We start from the raw sequence: 15,904 nt of genomic DNA, 5'->3' as shown, positions 1-15,904 counted from the left end.
GCCCGAACGAACCAAGATGGCTTTACTGCAAATTTCCGAACCGGGCATGGCGCCGGCGCCGCATCAGCGGCGACTCGCCGTCGGGATCGATCTCGGCACGACGAACTCGCTCGTCGCGGCCGTGCGTAACAGCGTGCCGGAGGTGCTGCCGGACGAAGCGGGCCGTGTGCTGCTGCCGTCGGTGGTCCGCTATCTCGAGAAGGGCGGCCGGCGTATCGGCCACGAAGCGAAGGAGCAGGCCGCGACCGATCCGCGCAACACGATCGTGTCGGTCAAGCGCTTCATGGGCCGCGGCAAGGCCGAGGTCGAAGGTGCGGCGAACGCGCCGTACGAATTCGTCGATGCGCCGGGCATGGTGCAGATCCGCACCGTCGACGGCGTGAAGAGCCCCGTCGAAGTGTCGGCCGAGATTCTCGCGACGCTGCGCTATCGCGCGGAAGATTCGCTTGGCGACGACCTCGTCGGCGCGGTGATCACGGTGCCCGCGTATTTCGACGAAGCGCAACGTCAGGCGACCAAGGACGCCGCGCGCCTCGCGGGCCTCAACGTGCTGCGCCTGCTGAACGAACCGACCGCCGCGGCGATTGCCTACGGTCTCGACAACGGGGCCGAAGGCCTCTACGCGGTGTACGACCTCGGCGGCGGCACGTTCGACCTGTCGATCCTGAAGCTGACGAAAGGCGTGTTCGAAGTGCTGGCCGCGGGCGGCGATTCCGCGCTCGGCGGAGACGATTTCGATCACGCGCTGTTCGGTCACGTGCTCGCGCAGGCCGGCATCGATGCGAAGACGCTTGCGCCCGAGGACGTGCGCCTGCTGCTCGACCGTGTGCGCGTGCTGAAGGAAGCGCTGTCGTCCGCGCCGCAGGCGTCGCTCGACGTCACGCTGTCGGGCGGTGCGCATCTCGTGCAGACGATCTCGCACGACACGTTCGCGTCGCTCGTCGAGCCGCTCGTGCAGCGTACGCTCACGCCGACCCGCAAGGCGCTGCGCGACGCGCAGGTCACGCCGGCCGACATCAAGGGCGTCGTGCTCGTCGGCGGCGCGACGCGCATGCCGGTGATTCGCGACGCGGTCGCGAAGTATTTCGGCCAGCCGCCGCTCGTGAACCTCGATCCGGATCAGGTTGTCGCGCTCGGCGCGGCGATCCAGGCCGACCTGCTCGCAGGCAATCGCGGCACCGGTGACGACTGGCTGCTGCTCGACGTGATTCCGCTGTCGCTCGGTGTCGAGACGATGGGCGGCCTCGTCGAGAAGATCATCCCGCGTAACTCGACGATTCCGATCGCACGCGCACAGGAATTCACGACCTTCAAGGACGGCCAGACCGCGATGGCGATCCATGTCGTGCAGGGCGAGCGTGAGCTCGTCGCCGACTGCCGCTCGCTCGCGCGCTTCGAGCTGCGCGGCATCCCGCCGATGACGGCCGGTGCGGCGCGCATTCGCGTGACCTACCAGGTCGATGCGGATGGGCTGCTGTCGGTGTTCGCGCGTGAGCAGCATTCGGGCGTCGAGGCGTCGGTCGTCGTGAAGCCGTCGTACGGTCTTGCCGACGACGACATCGCGAAGATGCTCGAGGACAGTTTCAAGACTGCCGAAATCGACATGCGCGCCCGCGCGCTGCGCGAAGCGCAGGTCGAGGCCGAGCGGATGCTCGAGGCGACGCAGGCCGCGCTGGCGGCCGACGGCGAGCTGCTCGACACGGACGAGCGCACACAGGTCGATGCGTTGGCCGCGGCGCTGCGCACGATCGCGCAGGGCGACGACACGGACGCGATCGAAATCGCGACCAAGGCGCTGGCCGACGGTACCGACGAATTCGCGGCGCGCCGGATGGACAAGAGCATCAAGCGCGCGTTGTCGGGCCGCCGGCTCGACGAGATCTGAACTCACGAACTGCGCATCGGCCGGTAACGGCCCGCGCGATATTGAACCGTGCGGCGCTTGGCGCCGCACCCTGACTGACGGAACGGACATGCCTCAACTGGTGGTGCTGCCTCACGTCGAACTGTGCCCGGACGGCGCGGTGATCGACGCGACGCCCGGCAAGAGTATCTGCGACAACCTGCTCGAACACGGGATCGAGATCGAGCATGCATGCGAGAAGTCGTGCGCGTGCACGACGTGCCACGTGGTGATCCGCGAAGGCTTCAACGATCTGACACCGTCCGAGGAGGACGAGGACGATCTGCTGGACAAGGCGTGGGGCCTCGAGCCGACGTCGCGCCTGTCGTGCCAGGCGATCGTGAAGGAAGATTCGGACCTGGTGGTCGAGATTCCGAAGTACTCGATCAACCACGCGAAGGAAAATCACTGACAGGAACCGGAGGCAGGCGATGAAATGGACCGATTCGCGTGAAATAGCCATTGCGCTGGCGGACAAGCACCCCGACATCGACCCGCAGCGGATCAACTTCGTCGACCTGCGCCAGTGGGTGCTCGAACTCGACGGTTTCGACGACGATCCCAAGCACTCGGGCGAGAAGATCCTCGAAGCGATCCAGGCCCACTGGATCGACGAATCGGACTTCGACGACGAAGACTGAACACCGCGTGTGCCGTAACGGCGCAGACGGCCGGTCATGAAAAAACGGCTCGTGAGCAATCGCTCACGAGCCGTTTTCGTTTTCAGGCCGCTTGCCCGCGCACGATACGCGGGCAGGGGACACCGATGCGATCAGGCGATTACGCGCCGACCAGCGTGCCGTTCTCGATCCGCACGCGCTGGCCCTGGCCGAAAGGCGGCGGGTTGTGGTAAGTGAACGTGCGCGTCGCGCCGCTCTCCATCTGCACTTGCACCTGATAGTCGGTTTCCGCACGCACCTGCTTTTCAACCTGGTTGCCGGCGAGACCGCCGCCCAGCGCGCCGATGATCGTCATCGCGGTGCGGCCGTTACCGTGGCCGAACTGGTTGCCGAGCAGGCCGCCGGCTGCAGCGCCGCCCACGGCGCCGATCCCCGAGCTCTGGCCCGGCGTGCGCGTCTGCGTGATCGCGACGACCGTGCCGCAGCTCTGGCAGTAGGTCTGGGCCGGCGCCGACGGCTGCTGCGCGTATTGCGGCGGCTGCGGTGCCGTCGTATGGCGGCGGTGCGGTGCAGCCGGGCGCGGCGCGGGCTTCGGCTCGGCCTGCGCGATGGCAGCCTTCTGTTCGGCCGCCTTCTGCTGCGCGGCGGCTTGTTCCGCCGCCTGCTGCTGGGCTTGCGCGGCCAGCGCGGCGCTGGCCGCCGCGGCCGTATCGACGGCCGGCTGCGACGCGATCAGCGCGGCCTGGGTCTGGCCGTTCTGTGCGTTGCTGCTGCTGGCCTTCGGGAAGATGCCCGTGATCGCAGCCGTCGCCGCGAGGCTGGCGACGATGACGGCGCCGGCGGCGGTGGCGATAAGCGGGTGGAGGCGTTGCTTTTGCGGCGTGGTCTGATTCTGGTTGTCCATTTTTTTCTCCGATGTCGATCCGGATCGGCACTGCGGCGTCGGGCCGGATCCCACGCTTCGGGCTCGAGCAGACTTGGCGTTCCTGCGCCTCGTTCTGGTCCCGTGTCATGCGTGGTGACGCAAAAGGAGTGTCGTCCACCGGCAAGTGGCGCGCCGTATCAAGGTGTAACGAATTGCAGCGGGGCGCTGGCGACTATGACAGGGAAAACCCGGAGAAGGCCGTCGCGACGGGGGAATAAAACGGGGGAGGATCGAGAGCCGGCGGACGCCGGCCGAAGGGATTTACGCGTCGTTACAAAGCTGACGCGTGCGCGCCGCGGGGCGCGCACACGCGGGCGCGGCGATCAGTCTTCGCGGCGCAGATGCGGGAACAGCAGCACGTCGCGGATCGTCGGGCTGTCGGTCAGCAGCATCACGAGACGGTCGATGCCGATCCCGCAGCCGCCGGTCGGAGGCATCCCGTATTCGAGCGCACGGATGTAGTCGGCGTCGAAGAACATCGCTTCCTCGTCGCCCGCATCCTTCTGCTCGACCTGCTTCTTGAAGCGTGCGGCCTGGTCTTCCGGATCGTTCAGCTCCGAGAAGCCGTTCGCGATTTCGCGGCCGGTCATGAACAGCTCGAAACGCTCGGTGATGCCCGGCACCGTATCCGATGCGCGTGCGAGCGGCGACACTTCGACCGGGTAATCGATGATGAAGGTCGGCTCCCACAGCTGCGCTTCGGCCGTTTCCTCGAACAGCGCGAGCTGCAGTGCGCCGGTACCCGCGTTCAGGAACGCCGGCTGCGACACGTCGACGCCGAAGCGCTTCAGTTCGGTGCGCAGGAACGCGTCGTCCGACAGCTGGCCGTCGGTGTAGTCCGGTGCGTACTTCTGGATCGCCTGCGTGATCGTCAGGCGATGGAACGGCTTCGCGAGGTCGAGTTCGCGGCCCTGGTACTGGATCGTCGCGGTGCCGAGCGCATCGATCGCCGCCTGGCGGATCAGTTGCTCGGTGAAGTCCATCAGCCAGCGGTAGTCGGTGTACGCGGCGTAGAACTCCATCATCGTGAATTCCGGATTGTGACGCGGCGACACGCCTTCGTTCCGGAAGTTACGGTTGATCTCGAACACACGTTCGAAGCCGCCGACGATCAGGCGCTTCAGGTACAGCTCCGGCGCAATGCGCAGGAACATCTGCATGTCGAGCGCATTGTGATGCGTGACGAACGGCTTCGCCGCTGCGCCGCCCGGGATCGGGTGCAGCATCGGCGTTTCGACTTCCATGAACTCGGCGTTGTCCATGAACTTGCGGATCGATGCGATCGTCTTCGTGCGGGCGCGGAACGTGTCGCGCGTTTCCGGCGTGACGATCAGGTCGACGTAGCGCTGGCGGTAGCGCATTTCCTGGTCGGACAGGCCGTGGAACTTGTCCGGCAGCGGGCGCAGTGCCTTCGACAGCAGGCGCAGTTCCTTGCACTGGACCGACAGTTCGCCCTTGTTGGTGCGGAACAGCACGCCACGCGCGGCGACGATGTCGCCCAGGTCCCACTTCTTGAATGCGTCGTAGGTTTCCGCGCCGACGTCGTTCGGCGTCACGAAGAACTGGATCTGGCCCGACCCGTCCTGCACCGTCGCGAAGCTCGCCTTGCCCATCACGCGCTTGAGCATCATGCGGCCGGCCACCGACACCTCGACCGGGTTCGCTTCGAGCGCGGCCTTGTCCGAGTCTGCGAATTTCGCCTGCAGGTCGGCAGCGTGGTGCTCGGGCCGGAAATCGTTCGGGTAGGCGACGCCTTGCTCGCGCAGGGCGCGCAGCTTCTCGCGGCGCTCGGCGATGATCTGGTTTTCGTCCGCGGTGACGGCGGGCTGCGTTTGGGTTGGTTCGGTCATGATGGTCGGAATTCGGAGTGGGTGCGGCAACGCAAACGGGAAGGGCAAGGGGGCGCGGCCTGGCCAGGCCGCGCCGCGGCGCTTACACGCCCTGTTTGAGGCTCGCGCTGATGAAGTCGTCGAGGTCGCCGTCGAGGACGGCTCTCGTGTTGCTCATTTCGACGTTCGTGCGCAGGTCCTTCACGCGGCTCTGGTCGAGCACGTACGAGCGGATCTGATGGCCCCAGCCCACATCGGTCTTGCTCGATTCGAGCTTGTCCTGTTCGGCCTGGCGCTTGCGCATCTCGACTTCGTACAGGCGCGACTTCAGCATTGCCATCGCTTCGGCGCGGTTGCGGTGCTGCGAGCGGTCGTTCTGGCATTGCACGACGATACCGGTCGGCATGTGCGTGATCCGCACCGCGGAGTCGGTCTTGTTGATGTGCTGGCCGCCCGCGCCCGATGCGCGGTACGTGTCGATGCGCAGGTCGGCCGGGTTGATCTCGACTTCGATCGAGTCGTCGATTTCCGGATAGACGAACACCGACGAGAACGACGTGTGGCGGCCGCCCGACGAGTCGAACGGCGACTTGCGCACGAGGCGGTGGATGCCCGTTTCGGTGCGCAGGAAGCCGTATGCGTATTCGCCCGAGACCTTGACCGTCGCGTTCTTGATGCCGGCGACGTCGCCGTCGGACTCTTCGAGCACTTCGGCCTTGAAGCCCTTGCGTTCGCAGTAGCGCAGGTACTGGCGCAGCAGCATCGATGCCCAGTCGCACGCCTCGGTGCCGCCGGCGCCGGCCTGGATGTCGATGAAGCAGTTGTTCGGGTCGGCCGGGTTCGAGAACATCCGGCGGAACTCGATGTCGCCGACGCGCGCCTCGAGTTTCGCGGCGTCTTCTTCCGACGCGATGAGGGTGTCTTCGTCGCCTTCCTCGCGGGCCAGCTCGAACAGGTCGAGCGCGTCGCGCAGGTCGCCGTCAAGTGCGGTGAGCGTCGTGACGACGCCCTCGAGCAGCTTCTTCTCGCGACCGAGCGCCTGGGCGTTCTTCGAATCGTTCCAGACGTTCGGGTCTTCGAGTTCCTTGTTGACTTCGGTCAGACGCGCAGCTTTTGCGTCGTAGTCAAAGATACCCCCGGAGCTCGCCCGCGCGATTGCGCAGGTCGAGCAGGGAGCTTTCGATCGCGTTGAGACGTTCCGCTTCCATGATCGCTCGCTATTCTTGCTTCGTAAAAAAGCGGAATTATAGCCGATCGGCAGGGTTGCCCGGTGACGCAAACGGTGCTCGCGCGTGCACCGCGGCCCCGTCCGGCGCGGCGCGCATGCATCGGCGGGCGTCGCGGGCCGGGCGGCCCCCGCGCTCAGCCGGCCGCGTGTTCGACGATCAGCTGGACGCGCGTGACGCCGTTCCACGTGTCGGCGACGAGCCGGTACGCGACCAGCGCGCTTTCCGGCAGGGGCTCCGTGTGGTTGAACCAGATCGCGTTGAAGCGCTGGCGGCCGCGTGCAAGCTGCAGTTTCAGGTGCTTTTCCTTCACGAGCGACTGGGACACGACGTCGAATTCGCCCGAGAAAAGCGGGGCCGGAAAACCTTGCCCCCAGACGGCCTCGTCGAGCAGCCCGACGAACTGCGGCGTGAAGTAGGCGTCCTCGAGTTCGCCGTCGGTCTCGATCACGCGGGCGAGCGCGTCGTCGGACAGCCATTCGCGCGCGACCGCCTCGAACGCGGCGGCGAAGCGCGGCACGTTCTCGGTGTCGAGCGTGAGGCCGGCCGCCATCGCGTGGCCGCCGAACGCGACGATCAGGTCCGGTTCGCGTTTCGACACGAGGTCGAGTGCGTCGCGCAGGTGGAAGCCGGCGATCGACCGGCCCGAGCCCTTGACCCGCTTGCCTTCGTCGTCCGCGTGCGCAAACGTGAACGACGGGCGGTGGAATTTTTCCTTGAGCCGGCCGGCGACGATGCCGATCACGCCCTGGTGCCACTCGGGGTTGAAGAGGGTGATCGTGCACGCGTCGGCCGGGTCGACGTCGGCGAGATCGGCGAGCGCCTGCTGCTGCATGCCGGCCTCGATCTCGCGGCGCTCGCGGTTCATCACGTCGAGCTGCTGCGCCAGATTCCATGCGCGACCGATGTCGTCGGTGATCAGGCACTCGATGCCGAGCGACATGTCGGAGAGCCGCCCGGCGGCGTTCAGGCGCGGGCCGAGGCCGAAACCGAGGTCGAAGCCCGATGCCGTGCGCGCTTCGCGCGCGGCGGCGCGGAACAGCGCGGCGACGCCCGGTTGCATGCGGCCGTTGCGGATGCGCTGCAGCCCTTGCGCGACGAGCACGCGGTTGTTGCCGTCGAGCCGCACGACGTCGGCGACGGTGCCGAGCGCGACGAGGTCGAGCAGGCCGTCGAGGCGCGGCTCGGCTTCCTTGCTCGCAAAGGCGCCGCGGCGGCGCAGCTCGGCGCGCAGCGCGAGCAGCACGTAGAACATCACGCCGACGCCGGCGAGGTGCTTGCTCGGGAACGCGCAGCCCGGCTGGTTCGGGTTGACGATCGCGCGTGCGGCGGGCAGTGCGTCGCCGGGCAGGTGGTGATCGGTCACGAGCACGTCGATGCCGCGCGCGTTCGCCGCTTCGACGCCCGCGACGCTCGCGATCCCGTTGTCGACGGTGATCAGCAGGTCGGGCTTGCGCGCGGCGGCGAGTTCGACGATCTCGGGCGTGAGGCCGTAGCCGTATTCGAAGCGGTTCGGCACCAGGTAGTCGATCTGCGCGCCGAACATCCGCAGGCCGCGCACCGCGACCGCGCAAGCGGTCGCGCCGTCGCAGTCGTAGTCGGCGACGACGAGCAGGCGCCGCTTGTCGGCGATCGCGTCGGCGAGCAGCGACGCCGCATCGGCGCAGCCTTTCAGCTCGGTGGGCGGGACGAGCCGCGCAAGCGCGGTCTCGATGTCGGCGGGGGACTGCACGCCGCGCGACGCGTACAGGCGCGCGAGCACGGGATGCAGGCCGTGGCGCGCGAGCGCTTCGGCGTCGGCGGGCGCGACGGGGCGGGTAACGATCCGGGTCATACGGGGTGTGCTTGTTATTCGAACAGGGAGGCCAGCGCGCGGCGGCGCCAGAACTTGCGCAGGTCTGAGCGCGTCGCACGCAGCGTCACGGAACTCGTGTCGCCGCACAGCGTGAAATCGACGCCCGCCAGCTCGCCGTTCCGCAGCGCGGCGAGGGCCGGCGCGAACCAGTCGCGCTCGAGCGCGGCGAGTCCGTCGTGCCAGCGCGCCCAGTCCTGCTCGATGAACGGGGTGGTCAGCGCCGGCAGGTCGACGAGCGTCGCGCCGTCGGCGGCGGGCAGTGCGCCGAATGCGGCGGGCACGCCCGAGGCGTCGATCCGCGCGGCGCGCGCAAGGCCGAGCGCCGCGGGCGATGCGGACAGCACGCGCGCGAACGGCTGGCCGACCGGTTTCAGCGTGCCCTGCGCATGGAACCAGATCGAGTTGACGGCCGGCAGCCCGCGCGCTTCGCGCGCTTCGTTGACCGGGTGCTGGAACCAGGCCATCTGCACTTCGTTCTGCAGCTTCATCCACATCCGCGAGCGTTCGCCCGTATGCGCCTCGTGCGGCAGCCAGATTTCGATGTTGCGGCCGCTCGCGCGCAGCGGCGCGGCGCCGGCGAGCCGGGCGAGCTGCTCGCTCGACAGGTACCAGCGTGACGGGTTCGGCGCTTCGAGCCGTACGCCGAGCTCCTCGATCAGCGGCCGGGCGACCGCGAGCAGCGCGGCCGCGTCGCCGTCGTCGAGCGCAAGGGCCGCCGGATCGACGAGCACCAGGTGATCGTGCGCGATTTCGACGTGGACGGGCTCGACGCAGGCCCAGGCCCGGGCGCCCGGATCGCCGCCGTCCGCCAGCAGCATGTAGGGCGCGAGCGGCGCCTCGTCGGCGGCGTTGCCCTGGGTCGCGCCGAACTGGCGGGCCAGCCAGCGCTCGTGCGGCAGCGTGCGCTGGAAGTCCTCGCCGGCCACGCGCTCGACGAGGCTCGCGCGGGCGAGCAACTTTTCGAGCGCGGGGCTGTCCAGCGTGTGCAGGGACGAGGCCGCATCGGCCGCCGACGGCAGCGCGAACGGAACGAGAAAATGGAGGCGTCGGTCGTGCATGATGGTGCGCATTGTATGGCAAACTGCGCGCGTGATCGGGCCGGCTGACGGCCCGTTCGCGTCCGGCGGCCGTTTTTCGACCGTGCCCGGGCCGGTGGCCGCCACCGGGCGGCGGTCCGGCCGCGGGGCGCCTCCCCGCCGTAACCAGCAGAAAGGATTCGCTTGAAACTTCCGTACGAATGGCAGATCGGCTGGCGCTACACGCGCGCCGGCAAACGCACGACCGGTAACGGCTTCATTTCCTTCATCGCGCTCGTGTCGATGCTCGGGATCGCGCTCGGTGTCGCGGCGCTGATCGTCGTGCTGTCGGTGATGAACGGCTTCCAGAAGGAAGTGCGCGACCGCATGCTGTCGGTGCTCGCGCACGTCGAGGTGTTCTCGCCGACGGGCTCGATGCCCGACTGGCAGCTGACCGCGCAGGAAGCGCGCCGCAATCCGTCGGTGATCGGCGCGGCGCCGTACGTCGACGCGCAGGCGCTGCTCACTCGCCAGGACGCTGTGAGCGGCGTGATGCTGCGCGGTGTCGAGCCGACGCTCGAGCCGCAGGTGTCGGACATCGGCAAGGACATGAAGGCCGGCCAGCTCGCCGCGCTCGTGCCGGGCCAGTTCGGCATCGTGCTCGGCGACGCGCTTGCCGGCAACCTCGGCGTGACGGTCGGCGACAAGGTGACGCTCGTCGCGCCGGAGGGTTCGATCACGCCGGCCGGCATGATGCCGCGGCTGAAGCAGTTCACGGTCGTCGGCGTGTTCGAGTCCGGGCACTACGAATACGACAGCACGCTCGCGATGATCAACATCCGCGATGCCGAGGCGCTGTTCCGGATGGCCGCGCCGACCGGTGTGCGCCTGCGGCTGAAGGACATGCAGAAGGCGCCGGACGTGGCGGTCGAGCTGTCGCATACGCTGTCGGGCAGCCTGTACATCCGCGACTGGACCCAGCAGAACAAGACGTGGTTCTCGGCCGTGCAGATCGAGAAGCGGATGATGTTCATCATCCTCACGCTGATCATCGCGGTGGCCGCGTTCAACCTCGTGTCGTCGCTCGTGATGACGGTGACCAACAAGCAGGCCGACATCGCGATCCTGCGCACGCTCGGCGCGCAGCCGGGGTCGATCATGAAGATCTTCGTCGTGCAGGGCGTGACGATCGGCTTCGTCGGCACGGCGTCGGGCGTCGCGCTCGGCTGCCTGATCGCATGGAGCATCCCGTGGCTGATCCCGATGATCGAGCACCTGTTCGGTGTGCAGTTCCTGCCGCCGTCGGTGTATTTCATCAGCGAGCTGCCGTCGGAACTCGTCGCGAGCGACGTGATCCGGATCGGACTGATCGCGTTCGCGCTGTCGGCTGTCGCGACGCTCTATCCGAGCTGGCGCGGGGCGAAGGTGAAGCCGGCGGAGGCCCTTCGCTATGAATGATCGCGCGACCGCATTCGCGGATTCACGACAACACAACACACAGGATTCGGCAGGTATGCAGGAATACGTGCTTCAGGCGCGCGGGATCACGAAGGCGTTCGTGCAGGGCGGCTTCAACGTGCAGGTGCTCGACAATACCGAGCTGACGGTGCGGCGCGGCGAGAAGCTTGCGGTCGTCGGCGCGTCGGGCTCCGGCAAGAGCACGCTGCTGCACGTGCTGGGCGGGCTCGACGAGCCGAGCGCGGGCGAGGTGTCGCTGCTCGGCAAGCCGTTCACGCAACTCGCCGAGCGCGAGCGCAACGAATTGCGCAACCGTGCGCTCGGTTTCGTCTACCAGTTCCATCACCTGCTGCCCGAGTTCACCGCGCTCGACAACGTCGCGATGCCGCTGCGCATCCGCCGGATGACGACCGAGGCCGCGCGTGCCGAGGCCCAGGCGATGCTCGAACGCGTCGGTCTCGGGCCGCGGGCGAAGCATCGGCCGGGCGAGCTGTCGGGTGGCGAGCGGCAGCGCGTCGCGATCGCGCGCGCGCTGGTCACGAAGCCCGCGTGCGTGCTTGCCGACGAGCCGACCGGCAACCTCGACGGCACGACGGCAGATACGGTGTTCAACCTGATGCTCGAATTGTCGGAAACGCTCGAAACGAGCTTCGTGATCGTCACGCACGATCCCGATCTCGCCGCGCGCTGCGACCGCATCATGCGGCTGCGCGACGGCGTGCTGCACGAGGAGCCGGCGTTGCCGGTGTAAGTGAACGCCGCTGGCCGGCTGCCGGGTTCGTCCCGGCGCGGCGCCAGCGTGCTGGAACATCGCCATGTGGATCGATACGCACTGCCATCTCGATGCCGCCGAGTTCGACGCCGACCGCGACGCGGTCGTACAGGCGGCGCACGCGGCCGGCGTGTCGCGCATCGTGATCCCGAGCGTCGGGCGCGACAACTTCACGACGGTGCGCGAGCTTGCGCACCGCACGCCGGGCGCGGTCTATGCGCTCGGCATCCATCCGATGTACACGCCGCGCGCACGCGACGAGGATCTCGACCTGTTGCGCATGGAAATCGAGGCGAGCCTCGACGATCCGCGCTTCGTCGCGATCGGCGAGATCGGACTCGACTATTTCGTGCCGGGGCTCGACGACGCGCGGCAGCAGTTCTTCTACCAGGGGCAGCTGAAGCTTGCGCGCGAATTCGACCTGCCCGTGCTGTGTCACGTGCGCAAGTCGCAGGACCGCGTACTGGCCGGGCTGCGTCGCTTCGGCGTGCGGCGCGGCATCGCGCATGCGTTCAACGGCAGTTTTCAACAGGCCGAAGCGTATCTCGCGCACGGGCTGCATCTCGGCTTCGGCGGCAACGTGACGTTCACGCGGGCGCTGCAGATCCGCCGGCTCGCGACGCAGTTGCCGCTCGAGGCGATCGTCGTCGAGACGGATGCGCCCGACATCGCGCCCGAATGGGCATACAAATCCCGCAACACGCCCGACCAGGTGCCGCGCATCGGCGACGTGCTCGCCGAACTGCGCGGGATCGACACCGGCGCGCTCTCCCTATGCACTTCGGCTAACGCGCTCGCCGCGCTGCCGCGACTCGCTCTTTCGTCCGCATAATCGTTGCCGGAAGGCGCCGTATTCGCAATGGCGGCGCCGGATCGACGAGGAGGTGCGATGCGCGTGTGGTGGATCGCGTTCGCGCTCGGCGTGGTCGTACTGCAGCGGCAGGCGACGCTGCCGGGTGCGTTCGCATGGACGATCGGTGCGACCGTGCTCGCGGGCTGCGTGGTCCTGGGCGCGTGGTGCATGCGCCGCCGGCGTATGCGCATGACCGTCGCGTTCGGATGGATGCTTTGCGCGCTCGCGGCCAGCGTCGCCGGATTCGGCTACGCGGCCGCGCGGGCCGAATGGCGGCTGGGCGACAGCCTGCCCGTCGAGTGGGAAGGGCGCGACATCGTCGTCACCGGGGTGATCCGGGGGCTGCCCGTGGTCGACGACACAGGTGCGCGGCTGCTGTTCGCGGTCGAGTCGAACGATGCGGCGCTGGCCCGTTTCCCGCCGTTGATCCGTCTGTCGTGGCGCGCGTATGACGCGGCCGCGACGCGCGACGCGCTGCCCGATCTGCGCGCCGCGCAGCGCTGGCGTTTCGTCGTGCGCCTGAAGCGCCCGCATGCGGAGGCCAATCCCGGCGTGCGCGACAGCGAGGCGGCCTGGCTTGCCGCGGGCATTCGCGCCGTAGGTTATGTCAGCGCGCCCCGGCGGGCGGTATTGCTCGATGCGCGCGCGTCGGGATGGCGTGCATCGATCGATCGGCTGCGCGACGTGCTGCGCTTGCGTATCGGCGAGACGCTTGGCGGCGACGCCGGCCATCGCGGCATCGTCGCCGCGCTCGCGATCGGCGACCAGTCGGGCATCGGCGACGACGACTGGCGCGTGCTGCGCAACACGGGCACGAGCCACCTCGTCGCGATCTCCGGCCTGCATGTCGGGCTCGTCGGCGCGATCGCGGGCGGGCTGGTGTCGATGGTCTGGCGTCGCCTGCGCTGGCGCGCCCGGGCCGCGACGCTCGTATTGCCGGCGCCGTACGCGGCCGCGCTCGCCGCGCTGACGGCCGCGGCCGGTTATGCGGCGCTCGCCGGCTTCAACGTGCCGGCGCAGCGCGCATGGTGGATGATCGCGGCCGGCGGCATTGCGTATCTGGCCGGGCGCAGCGTGCCGGCTTCCGCGGTGCTGTGCGCATCGCTCGGCGGCGTACTGCTTGCCGATCCGTGGGCCGTGCTGTCGGCCGGGTTCTGGCTGTCGTTCGGGGCGGTCGCCGTGATCCTGCTGGCGGTTTCCGGCTGGCGCGCCGTGCGCGAGGCCGATGCGGAAGGCGATGGGGGTGAGGAGGGCGGTGGCGCCGCTGGCTTGTCGAACCGGGCGCGCGCGTGGGGTGCACGCGCCGGGCGCCGCATCGCCGAGGCCACGCGCGTGCAGTACGCGGTGACGATCGGCCTCGCGCCGCTGACGGCCGCCTGGTTTGCGCAGATATCGCTGTCGGGCCCGTTCGGCAACGCGTTCGCGATTCCCTGGGTCAGCTCGGTCGTGACGCCGATCGTGCTGGCCGGCATCGCGCTGCCGGCGCCGTTCGACGCCTATGCGTTCCGGCTTGCGCACGCGGCGCTCGAACCGATGATGACGTTGCTGGGATACCTCGCCGACTGGCCGGCCGGCGTGTTCTGGTTGCGCATGCCCGACTGGCCGGTGCTGGCGCTGGCCTGCGTGGGCGTCGCATGGGCGTTGATGCCGCGCGGCTGGCCGCTGCGCTGGGCTGCGCCGCTCACGTGGTTGCCGCTCGTCGCGCCGGCAGCCGATGCGCCGCCGCCGGGCGGTTTCCGGCTGACCGTGCTCGACGTCGGGCAGGGTGCGTCGGTGCTGGTGGAGACCGCCCGACGGACCTTGCTGTTCGACGCGGGACCGGGCGCGGAGTCGACGCATGCCGGTGCGCGGATCGTCGCGCCGGCATTGCGCTCGCGAGGCATCGCGGTGGTCGATTCGCTCGTGCTCAGTCACGCGCACGCCGATCACGCGGGCGGCGTGCCGGCCGTCTATGCGGCTGCCGACGTGCGCCAGCTGCTGGCGGGCATTCCGCCGACGAGCGGGCTGTGGCGCGATGCGATGGCCGCCGGCGTTGCCGACCGGCTGCCGTGCGCGGCCGGGCAGCGCTGGACCTGGGACGGCGTGGTGTTCACGATGCTCTGGCCATCGGGCGGTCCGGGCGCGGGTTCGTCGAACGGGCAGTCGTGCGTGCTGCGCATCGACGCGGGCGGGACGTCCGCGCTGCTGACGGGCGACATCGAAGCGCCCGTCGAGCGCGAGCTCGTGGGCACGGCGCGCGACACGCTGGCCGCGCAGATCCTGGTCGTTCCGCACCACGGCAGCCGCACGTCGTCGGTCGAGCCTTTCCTCGATTCGGTCGGGCCGCGCGTCGCGGTATTTCCTGTAGGCTATCGCAATCGTTTCGGACATCCGCACCGGGCGGTTCTCGCACGTTACGAGGGGCGCGGGATTCCGCTGCCGCGCACCGATCGCGACGGCGCCGTGCGGTTCGACGTCGCGCCGGCCGACGGCGGGTTTGCCTTCGAGCTTCATCGCGACGTTCGGCGGCGATACTGGATGGATCGGTGAGCGCGGCAAGGGCCGCGTCAATTCCGGTCGACAAGGGAGACATCGGCGTTTGAAGGACATCCTCCATTTCTCGCATGCGAACGGCTTTCCGGCGTCGACGTACCGCACGATCTTCGCCGAACTGGCCGACGACTACGAGCTGCGCTACATCGAACGGATCGGCCACGACCGCCGCTATCCGGTGACGCGCGACTGGCCGCATCTCGTCGAGCAACTGCTTGACGACATCGGCAGCCGCTACGAGCGTCCCGTCTGGCTCGTCGGCCATTCGCTCGGCGGCTACCTGTCGCTGATGGCTGCGCTGAAGAAGCCTCAATGGGTGCGCGGCGTCGTGATGATCGATTCGCCGATCATCGCGGGCTGGCGCGCCGGCGCATTGCGTGCGAGCCAGTGGGCGGGGCTCGACGAGCGGCTGTCGCCGGCGGCCGCGACGCGTAACCGGCGCACGCGCTGGGTGAGCCGTGACGAAGTCTGGCGGCACTTTCGTGAGAAACCGGCGTTCGCCCGCTGGGACGAACGGATGCTGGCCGACTACATCGACTACGGGATTCCGCAGGCCGGGGCCGACGGCGAGCGGGCGCTCGCGTTCGACCGGCAGGTCGAATACCTGATCTACCGGACGCTGCCGCACACGCTTGGCCCGAGGCTCGCGCACGGTGCGCCGGTGCCGCTCGGTTTTCTCGCCGGCACGCGTTCGCGCGAGGTGCGCCAGGTCGGGCTCGATGCGACGCGCCGCGCGGCGCGCGGCCGCGTCGAATGGCTGGAAGGCAGCCACCTGTTCCCGATGGAGCGGCCGCTCGAGACCGCCCGCGCATTGCAGCGGATGCTGAATTCGCTGAAGGCGGCCGAGGGCGACATGTCGCAGGGCGGCGCCCCGCTCGCGAAGCGCGCCTGACGCCGGGCCGGGTGACCGGGCCG

13 protein-coding genes are annotated in these 15,904 nt (G+C 68.9%); 8 read left to right on the top strand and 5 right to left on the bottom strand.

The features are described 5' to 3' along the window. The first annotated feature begins 16 nt into the window (after positions 1-16). From hscA to iscX, 3 genes are all read left to right on the top strand, one after another. Complete coding sequence (gene hscA, locus DPV74_RS19965; protein ID WP_059699114.1) at positions 17-1,885, top strand: Fe-S protein assembly chaperone HscA; 1,869 nt, start codon at positions 17-19, stop codon at positions 1,883-1,885. 88 nt (positions 1,886-1,973) lie between these two features. Next, complete coding sequence (fdx, locus tag DPV74_RS19960) at positions 1,974-2,315, top strand: ISC system 2Fe-2S type ferredoxin (protein ID WP_011352558.1); 342 nt, start codon at positions 1,974-1,976, stop codon at positions 2,313-2,315. A gap of 19 nt (positions 2,316-2,334) precedes the next feature. Beyond that, the gene (gene iscX / locus DPV74_RS19955) at positions 2,335-2,544 is read left to right on the top strand and encodes a Fe-S cluster assembly protein IscX (protein WP_021157676.1); all 210 of its coding nucleotides are present in this window, start codon (positions 2,335-2,337) and stop codon (positions 2,542-2,544) included. Positions 2,545-2,683: 139 nt separating this feature from the next. On the opposite strand, the gene DPV74_RS19950 is transcribed toward iscX, so the two are convergent. From DPV74_RS19950 to DPV74_RS19930, 5 genes are all read right to left on the bottom strand, one after another. Further along, positions 2,684-3,427, bottom strand: coding sequence for a glycine zipper 2TM domain-containing protein (locus DPV74_RS19950; protein ID WP_021157677.1), 744 nt, complete (start codon positions 3,425-3,427; stop codon positions 2,684-2,686). 344 nt (positions 3,428-3,771) lie between these two features. Further along, positions 3,772-5,298 (bottom strand): lysine--tRNA ligase, encoded by a 1,527-nt coding sequence (gene lysS, locus DPV74_RS19945; protein WP_021157678.1) that lies wholly within the window; start codon positions 5,296-5,298, stop codon positions 3,772-3,774. 82 nt (positions 5,299-5,380) lie between these two features. Beyond that, positions 5,381-6,485 (bottom strand): peptide chain release factor 2 gene (gene prfB / locus DPV74_RS19940; RefSeq protein WP_099318679.1). Its coding sequence is split into 2 segments (ribosomal slippage): positions 5,381-6,403 and positions 6,405-6,485, totalling 1,104 coding nucleotides; the frame shifts between segments, so codons are not numbered across the junction. Between the two features lie 154 nt (positions 6,486-6,639). Beyond that, on the bottom strand, positions 6,640-8,337 hold the full coding sequence (gene recJ / locus DPV74_RS19935; RefSeq protein ID WP_119337830.1) for a single-stranded-DNA-specific exonuclease RecJ: 1,698 nt from the start codon (positions 8,335-8,337) through the stop codon (positions 6,640-6,642). 14 nt (positions 8,338-8,351) lie between these two features. Further along, entirely contained in the window at positions 8,352-9,416 is a 1,065-nt protein-coding gene (locus tag DPV74_RS19930; protein ID WP_091921069.1) for a regulator, read from the bottom strand. A gap of 162 nt (positions 9,417-9,578) precedes the next feature. On the opposite strand from DPV74_RS19930, the gene DPV74_RS19925 reads away from it, so the two are divergent. The 5 genes from DPV74_RS19925 to DPV74_RS19905 all read left to right on the top strand — a co-directional run bounded on the left by DPV74_RS19925 (position 9,579) and on the right by DPV74_RS19905 (position 15,881). Continuing rightward, the gene (locus DPV74_RS19925) at positions 9,579-10,832 is read left to right on the top strand and encodes a lipoprotein-releasing ABC transporter permease subunit (protein WP_021157682.1); all 1,254 of its coding nucleotides are present in this window, start codon (positions 9,579-9,581) and stop codon (positions 10,830-10,832) included. Next, positions 10,825-11,583 (top strand): lipoprotein-releasing ABC transporter ATP-binding protein LolD, encoded by a 759-nt coding sequence (gene lolD, locus DPV74_RS19920; RefSeq protein WP_027786974.1) that lies wholly within the window; start codon positions 10,825-10,827, stop codon positions 11,581-11,583. The genes DPV74_RS19925 and lolD overlap by 8 nt, the downstream gene beginning before the upstream one ends. A 64-nt stretch (positions 11,584-11,647) precedes the next feature. Next, positions 11,648-12,436, top strand: a complete 789-nt coding sequence (locus tag DPV74_RS19915) for a TatD family hydrolase (RefSeq protein WP_059699107.1) — start codon at positions 11,648-11,650, stop codon at positions 12,434-12,436. A gap of 57 nt (positions 12,437-12,493) precedes the next feature. Then, positions 12,494-14,986 (top strand): DNA internalization-related competence protein ComEC/Rec2, encoded by a 2,493-nt coding sequence (locus tag DPV74_RS19910; protein ID WP_119337829.1) that lies wholly within the window; start codon positions 12,494-12,496, stop codon positions 14,984-14,986. Between the two features lie 49 nt (positions 14,987-15,035). Beyond that, positions 15,036-15,881 carry an alpha/beta fold hydrolase gene (locus DPV74_RS19905; protein ID WP_119337828.1) on the top strand — a complete coding sequence of 282 codons (846 nt, stop codon included), beginning with the start codon at positions 15,036-15,038 and terminating at the stop codon, positions 15,879-15,881. Positions 15,882-15,904 lie beyond the last annotated feature (23 nt).

The sequence above is a fragment of the Burkholderia sp. HAN2018 genome, assembly GCF_024704855.1.
Lineage (GTDB): Bacteria > Pseudomonadota > Gammaproteobacteria > Burkholderiales > Burkholderiaceae > Burkholderia > Burkholderia cepacia.
Note: the sequence above shows the minus strand (reverse complement) of the source record. Positions and strands in the feature narration are given on the sequence as shown.

Excerpts from the sequence above, each read along its gene's own strand:
- hscA (WP_059699114.1), top strand. The coding sequence starts at position 17 with ATGGCTTTACTGCAAATTTCCGAACCGGGCATGGCGCCGGCGCCGCAT.
- fdx (WP_011352558.1), top strand. The coding sequence starts at position 1,974 with ATGCCTCAACTGGTGGTGCTGCCTCACGTCGAACTGTGCCCGGACGGC.
- iscX (WP_021157676.1), top strand. The coding sequence starts at position 2,335 with ATGAAATGGACCGATTCGCGTGAAATAGCCATTGCGCTGGCGGACAAG.
- DPV74_RS19950 (WP_021157677.1), bottom strand. The coding sequence starts at position 3,427 with ATGGACAACCAGAATCAGACCACGCCGCAAAAGCAACGCCTCCACCCG.
- lysS (WP_021157678.1), bottom strand. The coding sequence starts at position 5,298 with ATGACCGAACCAACCCAAACGCAGCCCGCCGTCACCGCGGACGAAAAC.
- recJ (WP_119337830.1), bottom strand. The coding sequence starts at position 8,337 with ATGACCCGGATCGTTACCCGCCCCGTCGCGCCCGCCGACGCCGAAGCG.
- DPV74_RS19930 (WP_091921069.1), bottom strand. The coding sequence starts at position 9,416 with ATGCACGACCGACGCCTCCATTTTCTCGTTCCGTTCGCGCTGCCGTCG.
- lolD (WP_027786974.1), top strand. The coding sequence starts at position 10,825 with ATGAATGATCGCGCGACCGCATTCGCGGATTCACGACAACACAACACA.
- DPV74_RS19915 (WP_059699107.1), top strand. The coding sequence starts at position 11,648 with ATGTGGATCGATACGCACTGCCATCTCGATGCCGCCGAGTTCGACGCC.
- DPV74_RS19910 (WP_119337829.1), top strand. The coding sequence starts at position 12,494 with ATGCGCGTGTGGTGGATCGCGTTCGCGCTCGGCGTGGTCGTACTGCAG.